The organism is Pseudofrankia saprophytica, from assembly GCF_000235425.2.
GTDB classification, from domain to species: domain Bacteria; phylum Actinomycetota; class Actinomycetes; order Frankiales; family Frankiaceae; genus Pseudofrankia; species Pseudofrankia saprophytica.
On record NZ_KI912266.1, the window covers coordinates 5744008 to 5760985 of the forward strand.

Below are 16978 nucleotides of genomic sequence, written 5' to 3' on the forward strand. Positions count from 1 at the left end.
CGCGACTCGGGACTACCTCGCTGCGTCGCTGCGACGCGTAGGCGATCGACGCGACGGAACGTGACCGTCGAGCTCGCGGTCGAGCTGCCGCCGCCGCTGCTGGTGCGAGGCGGGTCACGAACTCGGCGGCGGCGTTCAGGGAGGGCCGCCAGCCCGGGTTGGGCTATTCCAGGTAGCCGTGAAGCTTCTCCGAACGTGAAGGGTGGCGCAGTTTCGCGAGCGCCTTCGATTCGATCTGCCGGATGCGCTCGCGGGTGACCCCGAACTCGTGGCCGACTTCCTCGAGCGTTCTGGGACGACCGTCTGTCAGGCCGTACCGGAGCCGGACGACCTGCCGTTCCCGGTCGGGCAGAGTACGCAGGACGGCGTCGAGCTGTTCCTGGAAAAGCCCGACGGTGGCCGCCTCGAACGGGACGACCGCGTCCGAGTCCTCGATGAGGTCGCCGAAATGGGCACTGGCGTCCTCGCCGATCGGCGTGTCCAGTGACACCGGCTCCCGGGAGATCATGAGGATTTCCCGGACCCGCTGCGGCGTCAGGTCCATCTCCGCCGCGAGCTCCTCCGGACTCGGGTCCCGGCCGAGTTCGGACACGAGCTGCCGCTGGACACGAACCAGCCGGTTGATTATCTCGACGAGGTGCACCGGGATACGGATGGTGCGCGCCTGATCGGCGAGGGATCGGGAAATCGCCTGCCGGATCCACCAGGTTGCGTAGGTGGAGAACTTGAAACCCTTCGCATAGTCGAACTTCTCGACCGCGCGGATCAGACCGAGGTTTCCTTCCTGGACAACGTCCAGGAAGGGCATGCCGCGGCTGACGTAACGCTTCGCGACCGACACGACGAGCCGCAGATTGGCCTCGACCAGCCGGCGTTTGGCGATGTTCCCGTCTGCTTCCACGGCCTCCAGGTCGCGGCGTTCCCGCGGGGTCGTCGCACCCGTCGCGGTCGCGAGCTTGTGGGCAGCGAACACCCCTGCCTCGATCCGCTTGGCGAGATCAACCTCCCCTTCGGCGGTCAGCAAGGCGACTTTCCCGATGTCCCTGAGGTACACCCGCACCGGGTCAGTGGCCGGAGCGTCGCTTGCCGGCTTCTCAGGCCCACGCCGCCGGCTCGCGGCGGGGGCCGCGTCCGGAGCATCGACGATCTCGATGTCGGTGGGTAGTCCCGCAACTGCCTCGGTCGGCTCAGGCTGTAGGCGGGCCACCTGCCCGGTGGTCGTCACGTCGGCGGCTGCGGCGACACCGGTGTCCCCACCTTGGACGAGGAGATCCTTGATCCGCTTCCCGAGGGCCTCTCGCGGCTCGATGCCAGTGGCCATGGACGGAACATCACTTCCTCTCCTGAGCACCACGCTACGTGAGAACGAACCGCAGGAGGGATCACGTCCGCGCTCCTGCGAACAGCGCGCTCTGGAGACGACGGGGTAGGTGGGCGCGCAGTCAGCGCGTCGACGGGGATGGTGTCGTGGAGGACGAAGGGTTGAGTAGGGCGTAGACCAGCCCTGCGAAGCCCGACGTTGGCGTCGCTGAAGGTTGCTGGGTGGGTGTCACGCTGACCGTCGGCGTCGGCGTCGGCGTCGGCGTTGGCGTTGGCTCCGGCTTTTGCGTCGGCGTTGGCGTCGGCGGGCTGGTCGACAGGCTCGTGAGCCGCCCGCTGGATGGGCTTGCGGCCGTCGCGGATGGGGGGATGGCTGGGGTCGTAACGGTCGGTGCCAGCGAGAGCGCTGTGGTGTCGCCGCTGGCGTGGCCGTGGTGACGACCGAGCAGCGCGAGCAGCCCGGCGAGCACCAGCACCATCGCGCCTGCGGGGCCGACGATAGCGATCGTGACCCATCGGGGGCGACTCCAGCTGGTGGACGCGGAATGGCGGAGGGTGTCTGCGGGGGTCCGGTCGAGCTCGGCAGGCGGTTCGGCTTTCCCACGGAGGTGGGTGCGTGGGGGCAACATGGTGGCTGCCGCGCGCCGGTATCGGTTGATCTCGACATCCACGGCGTCGGGCAGCCATCCCTCGCCGAGCAGGCCGCGCGACGCCGTCGGGACCGTGACGCTGCCGACCCGCACGTCGAGTTCGCCGGCGAGGCGGCCGCACAGGTCGATGATGTCGGCGCATTCGGCCCGCTGTTTCGGTGACTTCGCCAGGCAGCGGACCAGTACGAGCCGCAACGGCCAAGGGACGGGCTCCCAGTCGGGGTCCGCGTATTCGATGCGGTGATAGACGGCGATGTCGCTGCCGAACGGGTACTCGCCGGTCGCCGCGAAGTAGGCGGTCGCGCCCAGAGAGAACACGTCCGAGGAGCGCTCCGCCTGTCCGTCGATGACCTGCTCCGGCGACATGAACGCGGGCGTTCCCATCGTGTAGCGTGCCAGAACCCGATCCGGGGCCGTGACCTGCACTTTCTCTGCTCGGTCAGGCGGCGCGGTGGTACTCGTTGATCACGCCGCTGAGGACCTTATGGCGGCGGATCGGCCCGTCGAGGGGCGTGACGGTGGCCGGGTCGTGGTTCGGTGGGCGTTGGCCTCGTCCTTGGTGGGGGCGGTGGTCGTTGTAGTGGCGGGCGTACTGGTCGAGCACGGCCGTGGTGTGGCGTTCTCCGTAGGCGAGGATCTTGTCGGTGCATTCCTCTCGGACTGAGCGGATGAACCGCTCGGCGTAGCAGTTCGCCCGCGGGGTCCGCGGCGGGGTCCGCACGACCTGGATGCCTTCGGAAGCGAAGACGTCGTCGAACGCCTGCGTGTATTTCGCGTCTCGGTCGCGGATCAGGAACCGGAACGCGTCGGTCCGGCCGTCGAGATCCATGGCGAGCTGGCGTGCCTGCTGGGTCACCCAGGCTCCGGTCGGGTGGGCGGTGACGCCGAGGATGTGGACGCGGCGCGTCTGTATTTCCATCACGAACAGGACGTACAGCCGGCGCAGGACGATCGTGTCGAGGTGGAAGAAGTCGGTGGCCAGCAGTCCGCTGGCCTGGGCGTGGAGGAAGGTGCGCCAGGTGGTGTCGGCGTGCCGTCGCGGCGCCGAGCCGAGACCCGCGCCAGCGAGGATGCGACGTACCGTGCCGGTGCCGATCCGGTGGCCCAGGCCGAGGAGTTCTCCCTGGATGCGGCGATGCCCCCAGGTGGGATTGTCCCGAGCGAGGCGGATCACCAGCGTCCGCAGCTGTTCATCCACCGGCGGACGGCCGACCCGATGCGGGTAGGTCCAGCGCCGACGGACCAGGAGGCGATGCCACGCCAGCAACGTCGCCGGGGTCACCAGCCGGCACGACCGGACCTCCCCAGGTAGCAGCCGGGCCAGCGCGGCCAGGACCGCGCGATCCGGCCAGGTGAACCGGGGACGTCCGACCTGGCGGCGCAGGACCGCGACCTCGTGGCGCAGTACCAACAGTTCCGTCGTCCGCGCCGCGTCGCTGCGCGTCAGCAGGACGAGCCAGCCGAACACCCTCACCATGACCAGATACACCAAGCCACCACCATGAGCCACGATCATGCGCCATGAGGCCTGCCGGCGAAGTCGCAGGTCAACGGCCCGAAACTGGGTTCTGGCACGGTACAGGCAACGGTGACAACAATGCTCATGGTGGGAGCTCTCCGATACTACGAATGTGGCTATTCCGCCAATGCTGGCTCATACGCAGAGTAATTGCCTGCGACGGCCTGAAAGGAAAGGCGGTGGTGCCGGCGCGGGGAAGAAATCTGGTAGGCGTCGATATCTGGTCGCCGTGCCGGCGGTACTGCCAATGCGGCGCTGGCGGCCGTGTCACCGTCGCTGGCTGGACCTGGCCCGGTAGTGGCGGGCTGGCCGGCGCATAATTGCGTTTTGACCGCGCATGGTTCTTCATGGCGTTGCGAGTGCGGCGAAGGACGCGTCGAGCAGGTCGCCCAGGTCGAGGCGGCCCCCGGAGACCGTCCAGCGGTCGACGGCGATGTCCAGGCAGTCCAGGGCGACGGCAGCTCGTACCAGCAGGCCCAGCGCCTCAGGCTGGGTGGAGCCGGTGCGTTCGGCGAGGGCCTGGGCCAGGATGGGGCGCCAGCCACACTGCTTCTCAAGCAGTCGGGCACGCAACGCGGGCGTCTCCCTGATGAGGCGGGCCGTCGCGAGGGCGGCGCCCGGGTCGCGGCGGTAGTACTCGGCGACCGTGTCCAGGGCGCGTCGTAGCGCCGTCCAGTCGTCCTCGGCGGCGGGCCGGGCGCGCAGGATGTCGGCGACCCGCTGGCCCCGGGCCTCGAAGGCGCCGATGACGGCGTCCTCCTTGGTCTCGAAGTAGCGCAGGAAGGTGTTGCGCGACACCCGGGCCGCCGCGGCTACCTCGTTGATGGTGACCCGGTCGAAGCCCTCCCGCTGGAACAGCTCCAAGGCAACCTGGGCCAGCTCGGCCCGGATAGCGGCCCGGGCGATGTCTCTCGTCCTGGTACTCACGCCTCCGCTCACCCTGCAACTCTACACCTCGTCTGGCGATGCGCCCCATCATGGTAACTTGGCCTCGGTGATGGGACCGAGTGTCAGTACTTGCCACCCTCGCCGGCTGGCCAGGCCTCGGTAGCCGCAGGTGGGGATCGGGATCGATAAGGAGTGCATGCGTGAGTGCGGCAGAGAACAAAAAAGTGGTGCTGAGTTTCTTCGCGAACCTGTCGGCGGGGCACCTCGGCGCCGCCTTGGGCCTGTTAGACGAGAAAGCCACGTGGCGGGTGTCCGGAAAGCCGGAGTACATCCCGCTGGCCGGCACCTACAGCAAGCAGGAGATCGCCGGACTGGTGGCCATGGTAAGGAAGGCCATGCCGGGCGGGATACGACTGACAGTTACTGGGAGCATTGCGGAAGGTGACCGGGTCGCGGTCGAAGCCGAGGTGCGCGGGGTGTCTCCCGCGGGGAAGGTGTACGACAACCGGATCTTCTTCGCCGTGGACGTGCGCGACGGCACGATCCGGTCCATACGCGAGTACTACGACACCATCCACACCAACGAGGTTCTGTTCGGCAGGATCTACCCAAGTGAGGTCCTGGCGCAGAAGTGACCTCTGGCCCGCCTTACTGGCCGTCCAGGTAAGGTACGAACGGCCAGCCACAATGGCCGCTATGTGCCTTTCCCCGGGGCGAGCATTAGGTCCTCGGCCCGGCGGCGACAGCACGACCCGACAGGGGGTCTGTCGCCTCCACCGAACACGCCGAAATGATCAGTGAGACTCGGCAGCGTCTCGACGCAACCGCGGGCCCGCCTCGGTGGCACCGCTGTCCCCGGCGTTCTCGCTACCACCGCCGGTAGCCGTGGAGGTCACTGTCGAGTCCGCCTCAGAAGTGGTTACGCCGAGCACCGGGATACCACCCCAACTGTGAGTGCGGATGTACCGACTTTCGCGGAACTGTCCGGGGTGAGGCGACTTACTTGGGATCAGCCCCGAGAAGGGTACCGCCGGCTACCAGACCCATCTCGGCGTGCGGCAGGTCCTCGGCGGTCGCCGGATGGGTCCGGCGGGCGGCGAGGATGGCTAGAGCGACGAGCAGGGCGAGCACGGTGGCACCGCCGAGCATGGTGAAGCCGTGGGTGTAGCCGGCCTCCCGGGGTAGGCCGCTGGGCGTGGCGCCGGAGGTGACGATGCTGGCCATGAGCGCGGCGCCGATGGAGCCGCCGATGGTGCGGATGTTGGCGTTCATTCCTGAGGCGACGCGGTCGATCGCTGGCCGCTCGATTGGCCTCTGGTGGCGCCTCCACCCCAGACGTCAGCCGGTCTGACACGAGGTATACGTGGCGGCCTCCGACCTGGGATGACGCGGATGCTGAGGGTTCTGTGTATGGGCATCCGCTGGATGTGACTGTGCCATGACGTCCGGACCGAAATCACCGACTATGTGCCGATCTTCGGTGAGCGGCATGTTCGTGCCCAGCACACCGCCGGCACGATCATCTCCGGCGGGCACCGGAACCCCACGAACCCCGACACCAGGACCGGCGGACAGACGACACACCGAGACACCGAGACACCGAGACACCGCACGAACATGCCGGTCGCCGACACGAACCGCCGCAGCCGGCCGCCAAAGCCTCTGCCCGAAGCCACCAGCAGTCACCGGCTCATTGGCCTCCACGCCGACCTCGACGCCACCATCGGCTGGGCCACGGGACGACACCGCCTACTCTTGGCCGTCCTCCACCTCAAACCCCTCATGACCAGCACCGATGGCACGTCGCCCAGCGGTAAACTTGCCAGGGGGTTCGACCGATGTCCGGACTGCGCACATTCAGCCTGTGGCGGTCGACCGGTGCCGGCCGCATGCCACAGTCGTTGTCGTGTGCAGTAGTGGGTTCCCTGATGGTGCTTGGGCTGGACCTCGCTTTGGCGATGCTCCTGGACCCGCGGCTGGCTGCCGCTGCCCTCACCGCCACCGCTGCGATGTTCCTGGCCGCGACGGCGGTCTCCTGCTTCTGGACCGCCCGGCGCGTCCGCGGCGCCGAGCGCCGCTGGCGGCTGCTGATCGGTCTCGCCACTGCCGGCGCGGTCGCTCCCAGCGTAGGGACGGTGCAGGCGTTGCTTGCCGGAGGCTCCGCAATGGGTCGGTTTTCCCCGGCACAGGCGGGTTTCTTCGTGCTCTATCCGCTGACACTGGTTGGGCTGCTGTCCCTGCCCACCGAACCGGTGGACGGCCGGGACGGGAGCGGCAGGACGGTGCGGCGTGGGGAGTACCGCTGGTACACGATCACGATGCTCGACTCCGCGCTGATCGTCGGCTCGATCGCCCTGCTGGAGTGGGGGACGGTGCTCGCCAAGGTTGTCCAAGCCCGCGCGCCCAACCTCATGCAGTTCCTGTTCACTCTGGTCCAGCCGGCCACCAGCATGATCCTCGCCGCCGCCGTACTGCTGATCGCGACGTTCCGCCGGCCACGTACCCCAGCGATCCTGGCGTTGCTAGGCGCAGGCCTGCTGATCTTCACAGTCGCCAGTAACACCTTTCTTTACCTTACGGCGGAGGGTAACCGCGACGCCCCGCCGGGGGCCTATATCGGATTCCCCGCCAGCTGGATGCTCACCTTCCTGGCAACGCTGGTGCCAATACACGCCGCGACGAAGCTTGATGGCACCGCCGCGGCGGGCCCGCGGGCAATGTGGGCGCACGTCCTGCTGCCCTATGTGGCGCTCGCCGCGGCAGGCCTGCTAATTGCCGGCAAGCTGCTGTCGGGTGCGCGGCCGGACCGGTTCGAGACGTACACAATGGTCGGGCTGCTGTTGGTGGCGCTGGTCCGCCAGATGGTCACGTTGGCGGAGAACACCCGGCTGCTCGCCGAGATCCGGGAACGCGAACAACAACTGCAGCACCTGGCTTTCCATGACCCATTGACGGGCCTGGCGAACCGGGCCCTGTTCACCCGGCGGTTACAGCGGACACTCGCACCGGGGCGAGACGACGACGCTGACACCCAGGACAAACCGCAAGTGTCGATCCTTTTCCTTGATCTTGATCACTTCAAGTACGTGAACGACGAGTTCGGACACGCTGCCGGGGACGAACTTCTGAAGATCAGCGCGGAGCGGTTGCGGGCGGGGACGCGAGCGGTGGACACCGTCGCACGGCTCGGCGGGGACGAGTTCGCCATCATCCTCGACGGCAGCGGCCCCGACAATCCCCGCCGGGTGGGCGAGCGACTGGCGACCGCAGTCCAGGAGCCATGCCTGCTGGCCGGGCGGCCCTACACCCCGCAGGCCAGCCTCGGTCTCGTGACGGTGGACGAAACCACCGCCCGGCCGGTCAACTCTGACATTCTTCTCCACCAAGCCGACCTGGCGATGTACGCCGCCAAGCGCGAGCGGGCAGGCAGGCTGATGGTCTACCGGCCGGACCTGCCCGAGTCCGCCGCGGCTGGCCGTGACTGCGGTCCGCGTTGACTACCGGCATGATCGGGCTGTTACGTGGGAGAAGGCGTGGCGTTGGGTGAGTCGCCGAGGGGAGTCTCACCCCTCGGCGCTCGTAGAGTTGGGTAGGCCGCCGGCGAGGTGACCGCCTCGGGCGGTTCCTTTTCCGTCGACCTCCCGCCGAACCCGCCGTGCAGCGTTAACTGCAACGGGCTCTCCAGTGGTTATGCCTTGGGTTGCGTGGTAGGTCGTCCGGCGTGGATCGCCTCGTGGCAGGGGCGGCAGGCGACGAGTGTTTTTCGCCGTCGCTTCGCCTTGAGGCGGACCCAGGCCGGTTTTTCACGTCGTCCTGGTTTGTTGAGGTCGGCGAGGTGGCGGATATGGTGTACTTCCACCTGCTCCGTCGCTCCGCACAGTTCGCACGCGCCCGCGAGGAGCCGGTGGATCAGCTCGTTGCCACAGGCCGTGGCCAAGATTGGCGCTCGGTCTTCGAGGGCAGCCGTTGGCTTCCGATGCAGCGGTATACCTCCGAAACGCTGTGCATGCCGAAAATGCCATCCGCCCTGGTCAGGATGGTCGTAGCCGTCGGGACTGATCGTTGCCCTCCAACGCCAGGCCCCCGCCCGGCAGGGCCGATGAGTGCACGAGGATGCCACTTCATGCTGCTTCAGCTGACCTACCTCGGTGTCTCCAACGCGTTCGCGCTGCTGCGCCTGCTGCCCCGCGGTGACCGTGACAAGGACATCGAGATCCTCGCGCTACGGCACCAGATCGCCGTGCTGCAACGCCAGCTCGATGGCCAACGGATCCAGTTCCAGCCCGCCGACCGCGCCCTACTCGCAGCGCTCCTGCACACGTTGCCGCGGCCAACGCTGCGCGGGCTGCGCCTGCTGGTGCGTCCGGAGACCGTCCTGCGCTGGCACCGCAGTCTGATCGCCCGCCACTACGCCGCTATCTCTCGCCCCAAGCGGCGCGGCCGGCCCCGCACCCTCCGCTCGATCCGAGCCCTGGTGCTGCGCCTGGCCCGGGAGAACAGCAGCTGGGGCTACCGGCGGATCCACGGCGAACTCCTGGTCCTCGGCGTCAAGGTCGCTCCGTCCACGGTTTGGGAGATCCTGCGCGACGCGGGCATAGACCCCGCACCCGACCGGACTGCGACCACCTGGGCTGACTTCCTCCGCGCCCAAGCCCACGCCCTGCTGGCCGCTGACTTCGTCGAAACGGCGGCCCTGACCGGGACACGCCTGTACATCCTCGCGGTGATCGAACATTCCAGCCGCCGGGTCCGGATCCTCGGCGCCACCGCGCACCCCACCGCAGCATGGGTAACCCAGGCGGCTCGCAACCTCGCCATGGACCTCCACGACGCCGCCTCGACCGCCCGCTACCTCATCCGCGACCACGACGCCAAATACCCGGCGCTGTTCGACACGATCCTCGCCGACGCCGGGATCAGGATCGTCCGCAGCGGCGTTCAGGCCCCACGGATGAACGCGATCATGGAGCGGTGGGTGCGCACCTGCCGCCGCGAACTCCTCGACCGCACCCTGATCTACAACCAGCGCCACCTACTGCACGCCCTGCGCGCATGCGAGGCGTTCTACAACCTGCATCGACCCCATCAGGGCATCGCGAGCGCCAGACCACTCCAGCCATTGCCCGAACCGATCACCGCCCCGGACCGGCTCACCCACCTCACCATCCACCGACACGACCGCCTCGGCGGCATCCTGCACGAGTACGAACATGCAGCCTGACCTGCCCGGACATTTTTTCGGCAGGTACAAGGTCGAAGAGTGGAAGAAGATCTACGATCCCGGCTATTACAGCGACCTGCCGACCGCCTTGCTACACATGGTCAGCGACCTGGACGAGTGGCTCCAGGCGCGCCCCTTCAAGCCGTCCATCACCGACCCGTCGAACCCGGTCGTCAACTTCGACCACCGGTGGAGCCAGGAGACGCCCGGCCGCGACCTTGAGCTGTTTGGCTTCGCCGACGCTGCAAGTATCGCTACCAGCCAGGCCAGGCCCTCCACCACAACACTGCGGCCCCACTCGACCAGGCCCAATTAGCGCACCGGCCGACTGGTAGATCAAGGGCGAAAGCCAGCCGCGCGCCCGCCCGGCGCGCCAACGCCAGCCCGATCCGACGAAGCGCCGCTAGCTGATCTTCTTCCAGCGGACGAGTGTGAAGTTGTTGTCGAGGTCGACTCCGGCGTTCTGGCCGAACCCGACGAAGTCACTCAACACGAGATCGGTCCCGTCCAGCTGCCAGCCGAACCGGTACGGGTCTGGCACCCCGCATTCGCCGGGCCTGCAGCCGTTGAGCTTGGCCACCGCGGTGAGGTCCGACGCGAGCCAGACCGCCTTCGCGTCACCGCGTACCGGCCCGGTCTCGAGGATCACGTCGCCTTCCTGGTGGCGGCTGTCGCCGCAGTCACCTCCGCTGATGTCGATCCGGGGCCCGCGGTGCCGTCCAGTGCGAACCGTCGCAGGCACCAGTCACCGATCGGGCGGAGCCCGTTACACCTCGGGCGGACCGAGGCTTTCCGCCGCACGACCTACTCGCAGGCCAGGTATGGCCCAGCTGACCGCCGCGGTGACCGCGACGGTTCCAGCGACGACGAATGGATGTGCAATGAGCGCATCAGACACGTGGTTGAGCGGGTTGCTCGCGATCAGGGTGGTGCGTTCGGCGAGCCATGCCGCGGCCAGCACGATTCCGATGCCGGCGGTGGTGAGGCGTGCCGCCGGGTAGATGTGGGTACCGCTGAGGACCAACAGTGACGGCATGAGCAGGGCGACCACCATGAGCTGGGTCAGTTCGATGCCGAGGTTGAATCCCAGCAGCTCGACGATCAGGGATCCGTGGCCGAGGTCGAGGCCGCCGAGCAGTGCGGCGAAGGCGAGGCCGTGCATGAGCCCGAATCCGGCTGCGATCCACGCCTCGCCACCTGGGACGAGAGGCCGGATGGCATGGACGCCGGAGACCAGGATGGACAGGGCGATCAGGCTTTCCACCACGCGCGTCGGAGCGCTGATGTAGCCGAGGGCTGCGAGGGCAAGGGTGATGGAGTGCCCGACGGCGAAGGCGGTGACGACGTGCACGACGCGCCAGCAGCTGCGGCGCAGGTTGTCGGCGCTGACCCATCGGCCGTGGTGGGCGAGGAGCGGTGCCGGCAGCAGGAGCATGATCAGGAACAGCAGGTGGTCGGCGCCTTCGGCGATGTGTCGGACGCCCAGGTGTACGGCGGCGGCGAAGCCCTGCTCGGGGGTGGCGCCGGCGGCTGGTACGCCGATGGTGTGTCGCTGCCAGTCGAGCACGCCTACGGTGGTGTAGCTGTCGGAGCCGTGCGGGCGCAGCAAGACGATGATCTGGTGTGACAGCAGATGGTGCACGATCGCGTCGTAGCTGAGCTGGAAGTCGTGCGCCGTGCCGTTGGGTGGCTGCAGGACGAGGTCGAAGACGAGGTGATCGACGCCGTCGATGTTCTCCACGCGGCCGCCGCCGGCGGTGACGGTCCACCGAGCGCCGTTCTGGTCGGCCGCGGAGGTGTGGCTGAGCACGTAGCGGCGGAGTTCCTCGAGCTTGGCCGGACGGGCGACGGTCGCCGCGGTGAGGGGCTGGTCGAGAGCGATGGCGAGCCGGTCGATGGGCAACTCGACCTCGCCGGTCACCCGGTCCGGCGTGGCGTCGAGCAGGATCGCCGTGGTGCTGAGCGGGTGCGCGTCCGCGCGCGTCGGTGCCATGACCGTCGCCGTTGCCCACACGGCCGCGAGACACGCGAGCAGCATCCCGGCGCGGGCCGCCCAGGTGCGGAGCGGGCGGCGCCGGGAATGCTGTCGGTTGCCGCGCGCCGGTCGGGGCACAGCTACGAGATCCACGATCAGCTCGGCTTGCTGCTGCCGTAGTCGTTGGTCTTGTCCCGGTAAACCGAGTGGAAATGGATGTTGGGTGTGCTCTGGCTACGGGTGTTGATGAACTCGATCCACACGCTGGGGCCGTCGATGCGGATGTAGCTGTTCTCCCCACTCGGGCTGGTGTTGTTGGACCAGCCGATGCGAGTCTGGCCCAACTCGGACTCGTACTTGGCCATCAGCTTCGTGGCGGCCGTGCCGCTGAGGTCGCCGACGTATGCCTGGATCGCCGCGATGACCAGCTTCTGCTGGTCGGCGGTCAGCTGTGACACCAGCAGCCCCTCGGCGGTGGGGAAGGTCCCCGAGTCCTTGCCAGGGCCCATGACCAGGTCGTCGAACGTCCCCGACGTGATCTCCGCGGCGGGCTTCTGCTGGTCATCGAGCGCCGCAAGCACGCCGAACATGGCTGACGACTCGGCCTTCAGGGGCTCGACCGTGACGCCAGCGGACTGGAACGACGTCGGCTCGGAACCGACGAACTGCGGAGTCTCGCTCACTTTGTCGCCGTTGTAGGTGAGGTTGCGGGCCAGGTGATGCCCGCCGAACTGGACCATGAACGGCTGCGTCGTCGACGGCTGCCCGTAAACGGCGATGTAATAGTCCTTGAGGCTGCCGAAACCGTCCGCGCCCTGGCCCCCGAGGCTGCTCAGATAGTCGTCGGCCTTCTGGATGTCGATGTCCTGCTGGGCGCCAGTGGGGCTCAGCGCCACCTGGAGCACGGTGGCAACGGCCTTCTGCTGGCTGGCGCTGAGGTCGGACAGGACGATGCCCTCCCGGGGCACGGCGGTCGAGGGGAAGTTTGACCAGGTCTGTCGCGCCTTGTTGTCCGAGAAGTCGTACTCGACCTTGCCCCGCTGGGTGGCGTCGAGCGTGGCGAGGAACGCGTTCACCGCCTTGACGACCTCCGCGGTGTTCGCGCCGCCCGGGCTTGCTCCGTTGGTGTTGAGGTTGACGGCCGTGAACTGCTGCATACCTCCGCCCACGCCGCCCGCGCTCTGGCTGCTGCTCTGCTGCGTTGTAGCGCTCGCTGACGGCGACGAAGTGGTGGAACCACCTGAACTGCAGCCCCCGATGACGAGAGCCGCCGACAACAAGGCGCCGGACGTGATGGCAAGGCGTCTATGCATGTGTCTCCTCTGATCGTGACGAGTGCCGCGCCAGCCCCACGGAGTCGGACGTCGACCGCGTCGCTGCTGTCACGCCGGCCGTGGCCGACACGCTCGACAACATCGTCGAACCTCCGTCAGTACTCCGGTGGCCGCCGACGAATGCACACGTCATGACCGGTTCCTTCAGGCGCGGGCGGGTACCGGTCCGGGAGCGTACGGAGGACTTCTGAATCCCCGCTGACGGCTGAATGCCCGCTGAACGCGGGGATGGACAGAGGCCCCGCGGGCACCCCGACCGGCTGCCGGGCGCCCGAAGCTCCACGCGACAATGGGCCCGTGCCCGCACCCGCCAACACCGGCCGCGTCCTCGTCGTGGACGACGAGCCGTCGATCCGGGACGCCGTCGCGACTGCGCTGCGCTACGAGGGCTTCGACGTCGGCGAGGCCGCGACGGGTCGTTCGGCGCTGCAGTCGGCCAGTGAACAGCCTCCGGACGTGGTCATCCTCGACCTGATGCTCCCTGACATCGACGGCGTTAAGGTGTGCCGGCAGTTGCGGGCGGCCGGTCAGGACTGCCACGTGCTGTTCCTGACCGCGCGCGGCAACCTCGCCAACAAGGTCACGGGCCTCGGCGCCGGCGGGGACGACTACATCACCAAGCCATTCTCTCTGGCGGAGATCGTGGCACGGACGAACGCGGTCATGCGGCGCAGGGCGATGTCGATGGCCTCCCCACCCGTGGAACTGCTCGGCCAGGCCAGCCAGGACGGATCCACGCCCTCAGGAAGCCGGCGGCTGGTGTGCGACGACGTCGTTCTCGACCTGGACTGTCATCAGGTCTGGCGTGCGGGCGTGGCCGTCCATCTGACGGCAACCGAGTTTCGCCTCCTCGCGTTCTTCCTCAACAATGCGCAGCGCGTGCTGTCCAAACAGCAGATCCTGGACGCGGTCTGGGACGAGGACTTCCGCGGGACTCCGAACATCGTCGAGGCGTACGTCGGTCACCTACGGCGCAAGCTTGACCAGCACGGGCCATCGCTGATCAAAACCGTTCGCCTCGTCGGCTACGCCCTGCATCCACAGGACGGAACAGCGGCGCTCGCGCGCGCGGACGCTCCATGAGATCTCGCCAGCCTCGAACACTGCAGGCGCGGCTGGCGGTGGTTGTCGCCGCGGTCCTGCTCGCGGCCCTGGGACTGTCCGGCGCGACCACCTACCTGGCTTTCGCGGTGTACCTGCGCGATCGGCTCGATGCCGCGCTGCGCGACACCCCAGTCGCGTTGAACCACTACACGAGCGATACCACCAGTCAGGACGCGACGGGCGACGGGGACGACGACGATGGGGACAACGCCCCGGGCCCGAGAGTCGCGCCTTTCGTACAGTTCATCAGCGCTGACGGCACCGTTCTGCTTACCCAGGCAGGCCGCGATGCCGCCGGGCGGCCCTTCACGGCCAACCTGCCGTCCGTCCTGCCCACGGTCGCCCGATCAGATGGCCCCGGCGGACCCGCGGCGTTCTTCGACACCCGGTCCCGCGAGCCGTCAGGCCCCCGGCTGCGGGTCAAGGTCTCGGCGGACAAGGACGGCCAGGTCGTCATCCTGGCTCTTCCCAGCAGCGAGAACGACCGGCTGCTGCATCGCCTGGCGGTGGTCGAGGCATGTGTCACGGCGGCCGCGCTGCTGCTGGCGTCCGGCGCCGCCTTCTGGGTGGTCCGGCGCCGCCTCACACCGCTGCGAAGGCTGGCGGACGCCGTCGAATCGCTGAGCCCGAACGACCTGGCCGTCCGCGTCCAGGTCGACACGACAACACGCGAGGTGCACGAGCTGGCGACCGCGACCAACCTGCTGCTGCAGCGCATGGACGACGCGTTCACGAAGGAGCAGGCCACGCAGGAGGGCCTGCGGCGGTTCATCGCTGACGCCTCACACGAACTCCGGACGCCGATCGCCGCCGTGTCGGCGTACGCACAACTGTTCGATCTCGGTGCCCGGGACCGGCCGCTAGATCTCGCCCGCTCGATGTCTGGCATCCAGCGTGAGACCTCGCGGATGCGTGACCTTGCCGAGGACCTGCTGACCCTCGCCGCGGCGGAAGAATCTACTGAACAGGAGGCCCAAACCGCTGACCTCGCGGCAGTGATCAGACAAGCGGTTGATACGGCGGTTGCCGTCGATCCACGCTGGCCCGTGACGCTGACACTCGCCGCGGGCCTCGGCATGGTAGCGGCCGGACCAGCTCGGCTGCATCGCGTGCTGGATAACCTCATCGGCAACGTCCGCGCACACACTCCCCCAGGCACGCGCGTCCAGATCAATGCCCGGCACGAGGGCGCGAACGTCATCATCGCCGTCGCCGATGACGGCCCTGGGCTCACCGCCGACGAGCAGGCCCACATGTTCGACAGGTTCTGGCGCAAGGATCCGTCCCGATCCCGGCAGGTCGGCGGTAGCGGCCTCGGGCTGTCCATCGTGGCCACCATCGTCAAAAGCTGGAACGGACACGTGACCGCCTCGCAGACCCCAGGCGGCGGCCTAACCGTAACCTTCACGCTCCCCGCCACCTGACTAAAAGCTTCCCCCGCCGTCCACACGAGACCTGGTCGTCCAGCGGGATCTTCGGGTGCCGATGCCTGACGTGGTCGACTTACTCGCGGACCGGTGGGCCCCCGGCCGGGGGCGAATCGCTGCCCACCGCGCTGATCCGTTCTCCATACGGCCGGAGTGGAGCATTCGGCCTGTTCATGGCCAGGCCGCTGGCCGAACGGGGGTTCCAGGTGCTCATCCAGAGCACGCGCGGCGGGTTCGGTTCCGGCGGAGTACTCGACCCACTACGGCAGGAGCGGGACGACGGCTTGGCAACACTGGACTGGATGGTCAAACAGCCGTGGTTCGCCGGCGCGATCGTGCTGGTCGGCCTCAGCTACCTCGGATACGTGCAGTAGGCGGTGGCCGACCGCCTGCCCGCCGAGGTCAAGGCGATGATCCCGCACATGACCGAGTCGGCGCTGCCGCCATGGCCGCAGGCTCCGCGACCGGCTGCTCGCTGGCGGCTCTCCCCGTCTGCGGGGCCAGCAGCACAGCGACCCGCGACCTGGCCGGGCATGAGGCCAGGTAGGCGACGCGGGTCAGGCAGCGATGAACTCGAAGGGCACCTGCAGGGTCGTTGCGGGGTCGGGGCGTAGGACGCCGTTGCCGAGGGTGTAGGGCGTGCCGCGTTGAGTGAGGTCCTTGGCCTTCGCCTCAAGGTCGACCACCGACACGCGGATGGTCCAGGCTCCGGGGCCGAGCTGGTGGTAGCGGTCAGCGACGCGGCCGGGTCCGGTCGGTTGGACGAGCTCAAGGCGGGCGCTGCGGGGAGCGCGGAACGGCATGACGGCCCGGCGGCAGCCGTCTTCCTCGACCATCGAGCTCGGTGTCCAGCGCAGGTTGCGCTCGAGCGCGCCGAGCGTCGCGTCGAGGTCCGCCACCAGATATTCGCGAGCGACGATCCGCACCATGGCCTCGGGCGAGGCCTCGGGTGGGATGTCGGCCGGCGCGTGGAAGGCCTCGTCAGGTAGGCCGAGGTGCCCGCTCTTGGTCGCCTCGATGAACAGGCCCGTGTCGGCTGCCGGGTCGTAGGTGGCCGAAGCCGGGTGGCCTCCGAGGTAGAACCGGTCGCGGCGGTCAGGCGGGTGGAACCCGACAGCGACGCCGAGGCGATCCAGATGCCCGGCCAGGTCATCGATCTGCTCGTCCGTCATCGCGAGCTCGGTGGCGTGCCACTTGACGGCCCGGGCGCCCTGTAGCTGAGCGACCTCCCGCGCGGGGAAGACAGCGGTCGTCGTGCTCGTCTCGTGCGACCGGCTCTCGGGGGCGCCGGACGCTACTGATGGCACGTGGGCGTCGCCGGGCGCCACCAGCTCGAGAAACGTCGGCGCGACCGGATACCTGGGGTGGACGCGGCAGAACACCGCGTCGATGCCAGGGCCGCTCCGGTAGGACCGCGGTCGCGGCTGCGGGATGCCGATAGCGCTACGCAGCGTCTCCACGCCAGCATGGATATCGTCGATCAGAATACTGACGGTCGTCATCAGCTGGTACATTCCCGCGACTCCAACCCGGATGCCAA

Annotated in this window: 17 protein-coding genes; 7 read left to right on the forward strand and 10 right to left on the reverse strand. The window is 68.3% G+C overall.

Going from position 1 to position 16978, the window contains the following annotated elements; genetic code table 11:
* Positions 1-163 precede the first annotated feature (163 nt).
* From rpoD to FRCN3DRAFT_RS0224240, 4 genes are all read right to left on the reverse strand, one after another.
* Entirely contained in the window at positions 164-1321 is a 1158-nt protein-coding gene (gene rpoD, locus FRCN3DRAFT_RS0224225; protein WP_007510895.1) for an RNA polymerase sigma factor RpoD, read from the reverse strand.
* Positions 1322-1442: 121 nt separating this feature from the next.
* Positions 1443-2354 carry a serine/threonine-protein kinase gene (locus FRCN3DRAFT_RS54255; protein ID WP_198536030.1) on the reverse strand — a complete coding sequence of 304 codons (912 nt, stop codon included), beginning with the start codon at positions 2352-2354 and terminating at the stop codon, positions 1443-1445.
* Positions 2355-2409: 55 nt separating this feature from the next.
* Positions 2410-3486, reverse strand: coding sequence for an integrase core domain-containing protein (locus FRCN3DRAFT_RS0224235; protein WP_007510893.1), 1077 nt, complete (start codon positions 3484-3486; stop codon positions 2410-2412).
* Between the two features lie 348 nt (positions 3487-3834).
* Positions 3835-4416 (reverse strand): acyl-CoA-like ligand-binding transcription factor, encoded by a 582-nt coding sequence (locus FRCN3DRAFT_RS0224240; RefSeq protein ID WP_198536031.1) that lies wholly within the window; start codon positions 4414-4416, stop codon positions 3835-3837.
* Between the two features lie 161 nt (positions 4417-4577).
* Between FRCN3DRAFT_RS0224240 and FRCN3DRAFT_RS45990 the strand changes: the two genes are divergently transcribed.
* Positions 4578-5012: a nuclear transport factor 2 family protein gene (locus FRCN3DRAFT_RS45990; RefSeq protein WP_007510891.1), complete on the forward strand. Its 435-nt coding sequence runs from the start codon at positions 4578-4580 to the stop codon at positions 5010-5012.
* A 364-nt stretch (positions 5013-5376) separates the two neighbouring features.
* Here FRCN3DRAFT_RS45990 and FRCN3DRAFT_RS0224250 read toward each other — a convergent pair whose 3' ends face one another.
* Positions 5377-5649, reverse strand: a complete 273-nt coding sequence (locus FRCN3DRAFT_RS0224250) for a hypothetical protein (protein WP_007510890.1) — start codon at positions 5647-5649, stop codon at positions 5377-5379.
* Between the two features lie 566 nt (positions 5650-6215).
* Here FRCN3DRAFT_RS0224250 and FRCN3DRAFT_RS0224255 point away from each other — a divergent pair.
* On the forward strand, positions 6216-7874 hold the full coding sequence (locus tag FRCN3DRAFT_RS0224255) for a GGDEF domain-containing protein (protein ID WP_007510889.1): 1659 nt from the start codon (positions 6216-6218) through the stop codon (positions 7872-7874).
* A 191-nt stretch (positions 7875-8065) separates the two neighbouring features.
* Here the strand turns inward: FRCN3DRAFT_RS0224255 and FRCN3DRAFT_RS57475 are convergent, their stop codons facing one another.
* Entirely contained in the window at positions 8066-8497 is a 432-nt protein-coding gene (locus FRCN3DRAFT_RS57475) for an HNH endonuclease (RefSeq protein ID WP_425343324.1), read from the reverse strand.
* A 3-nt stretch (positions 8498-8500) separates the two neighbouring features.
* Here FRCN3DRAFT_RS57475 and FRCN3DRAFT_RS0224260 point away from each other — a divergent pair, with 3 nt between their 5' ends.
* The gene (locus tag FRCN3DRAFT_RS0224260; protein WP_007510888.1) at positions 8501-9598 is read left to right on the forward strand and encodes an integrase core domain-containing protein; all 1098 of its coding nucleotides are present in this window, start codon (positions 8501-8503) and stop codon (positions 9596-9598) included.
* Positions 9588-9914 (forward strand): hypothetical protein, encoded by a 327-nt coding sequence (locus FRCN3DRAFT_RS0224265; RefSeq protein ID WP_007510886.1) that lies wholly within the window; start codon positions 9588-9590, stop codon positions 9912-9914. Before FRCN3DRAFT_RS0224260 ends, FRCN3DRAFT_RS0224265 begins: the two co-directional genes overlap by 11 nt.
* Before the next feature lie 87 nt (positions 9915-10001).
* Here the strand turns inward: FRCN3DRAFT_RS0224265 and FRCN3DRAFT_RS0224270 are convergent, their stop codons facing one another.
* From FRCN3DRAFT_RS0224270 to FRCN3DRAFT_RS0224280, 3 genes are all read right to left on the reverse strand, one after another.
* Positions 10002-10247, reverse strand: a complete 246-nt coding sequence (locus tag FRCN3DRAFT_RS0224270; RefSeq protein WP_007510884.1) for a hypothetical protein — start codon at positions 10245-10247, stop codon at positions 10002-10004.
* A 117-nt stretch (positions 10248-10364) separates the two neighbouring features.
* The gene (locus tag FRCN3DRAFT_RS0224275) at positions 10365-11591 is read right to left on the reverse strand and encodes a HupE/UreJ family protein (protein WP_198536032.1); all 1227 of its coding nucleotides are present in this window, start codon (positions 11589-11591) and stop codon (positions 10365-10367) included.
* A gap of 137 nt (positions 11592-11728) precedes the next feature.
* Positions 11729-12730, reverse strand: coding sequence for a DUF3500 domain-containing protein (locus FRCN3DRAFT_RS0224280; RefSeq protein WP_007510881.1), 1002 nt, complete (start codon positions 12728-12730; stop codon positions 11729-11731).
* A gap of 474 nt (positions 12731-13204) precedes the next feature.
* On the opposite strand from FRCN3DRAFT_RS0224280, the gene FRCN3DRAFT_RS0224285 reads away from it, so the two are divergent.
* From FRCN3DRAFT_RS0224285 to FRCN3DRAFT_RS58250, 3 genes are all read left to right on the forward strand, one after another.
* Positions 13205-13990 (forward strand): response regulator transcription factor, encoded by a 786-nt coding sequence (locus tag FRCN3DRAFT_RS0224285; protein ID WP_035925159.1) that lies wholly within the window; start codon positions 13205-13207, stop codon positions 13988-13990.
* Positions 13987-15435: a sensor histidine kinase gene (locus FRCN3DRAFT_RS0224290; RefSeq protein ID WP_007510877.1), complete on the forward strand. Its 1449-nt coding sequence runs from the start codon at positions 13987-13989 to the stop codon at positions 15433-15435. The genes FRCN3DRAFT_RS0224285 and FRCN3DRAFT_RS0224290 overlap by 4 nt, the downstream gene beginning before the upstream one ends.
* A gap of 134 nt (positions 15436-15569) precedes the next feature.
* The gene (locus FRCN3DRAFT_RS58250) at positions 15570-15812 is read left to right on the forward strand and encodes a CocE/NonD family hydrolase (protein WP_232794309.1); all 243 of its coding nucleotides are present in this window, start codon (positions 15570-15572) and stop codon (positions 15810-15812) included.
* 183 nt (positions 15813-15995) lie between these two features.
* Here the strand turns inward: FRCN3DRAFT_RS58250 and FRCN3DRAFT_RS49795 are convergent, their stop codons facing one another.
* Complete coding sequence (locus tag FRCN3DRAFT_RS49795) at positions 15996-16940, reverse strand: hypothetical protein (protein ID WP_157845253.1); 945 nt, start codon at positions 16938-16940, stop codon at positions 15996-15998.
* Between the last annotated feature and the right edge of the window lie 38 nt (positions 16941-16978).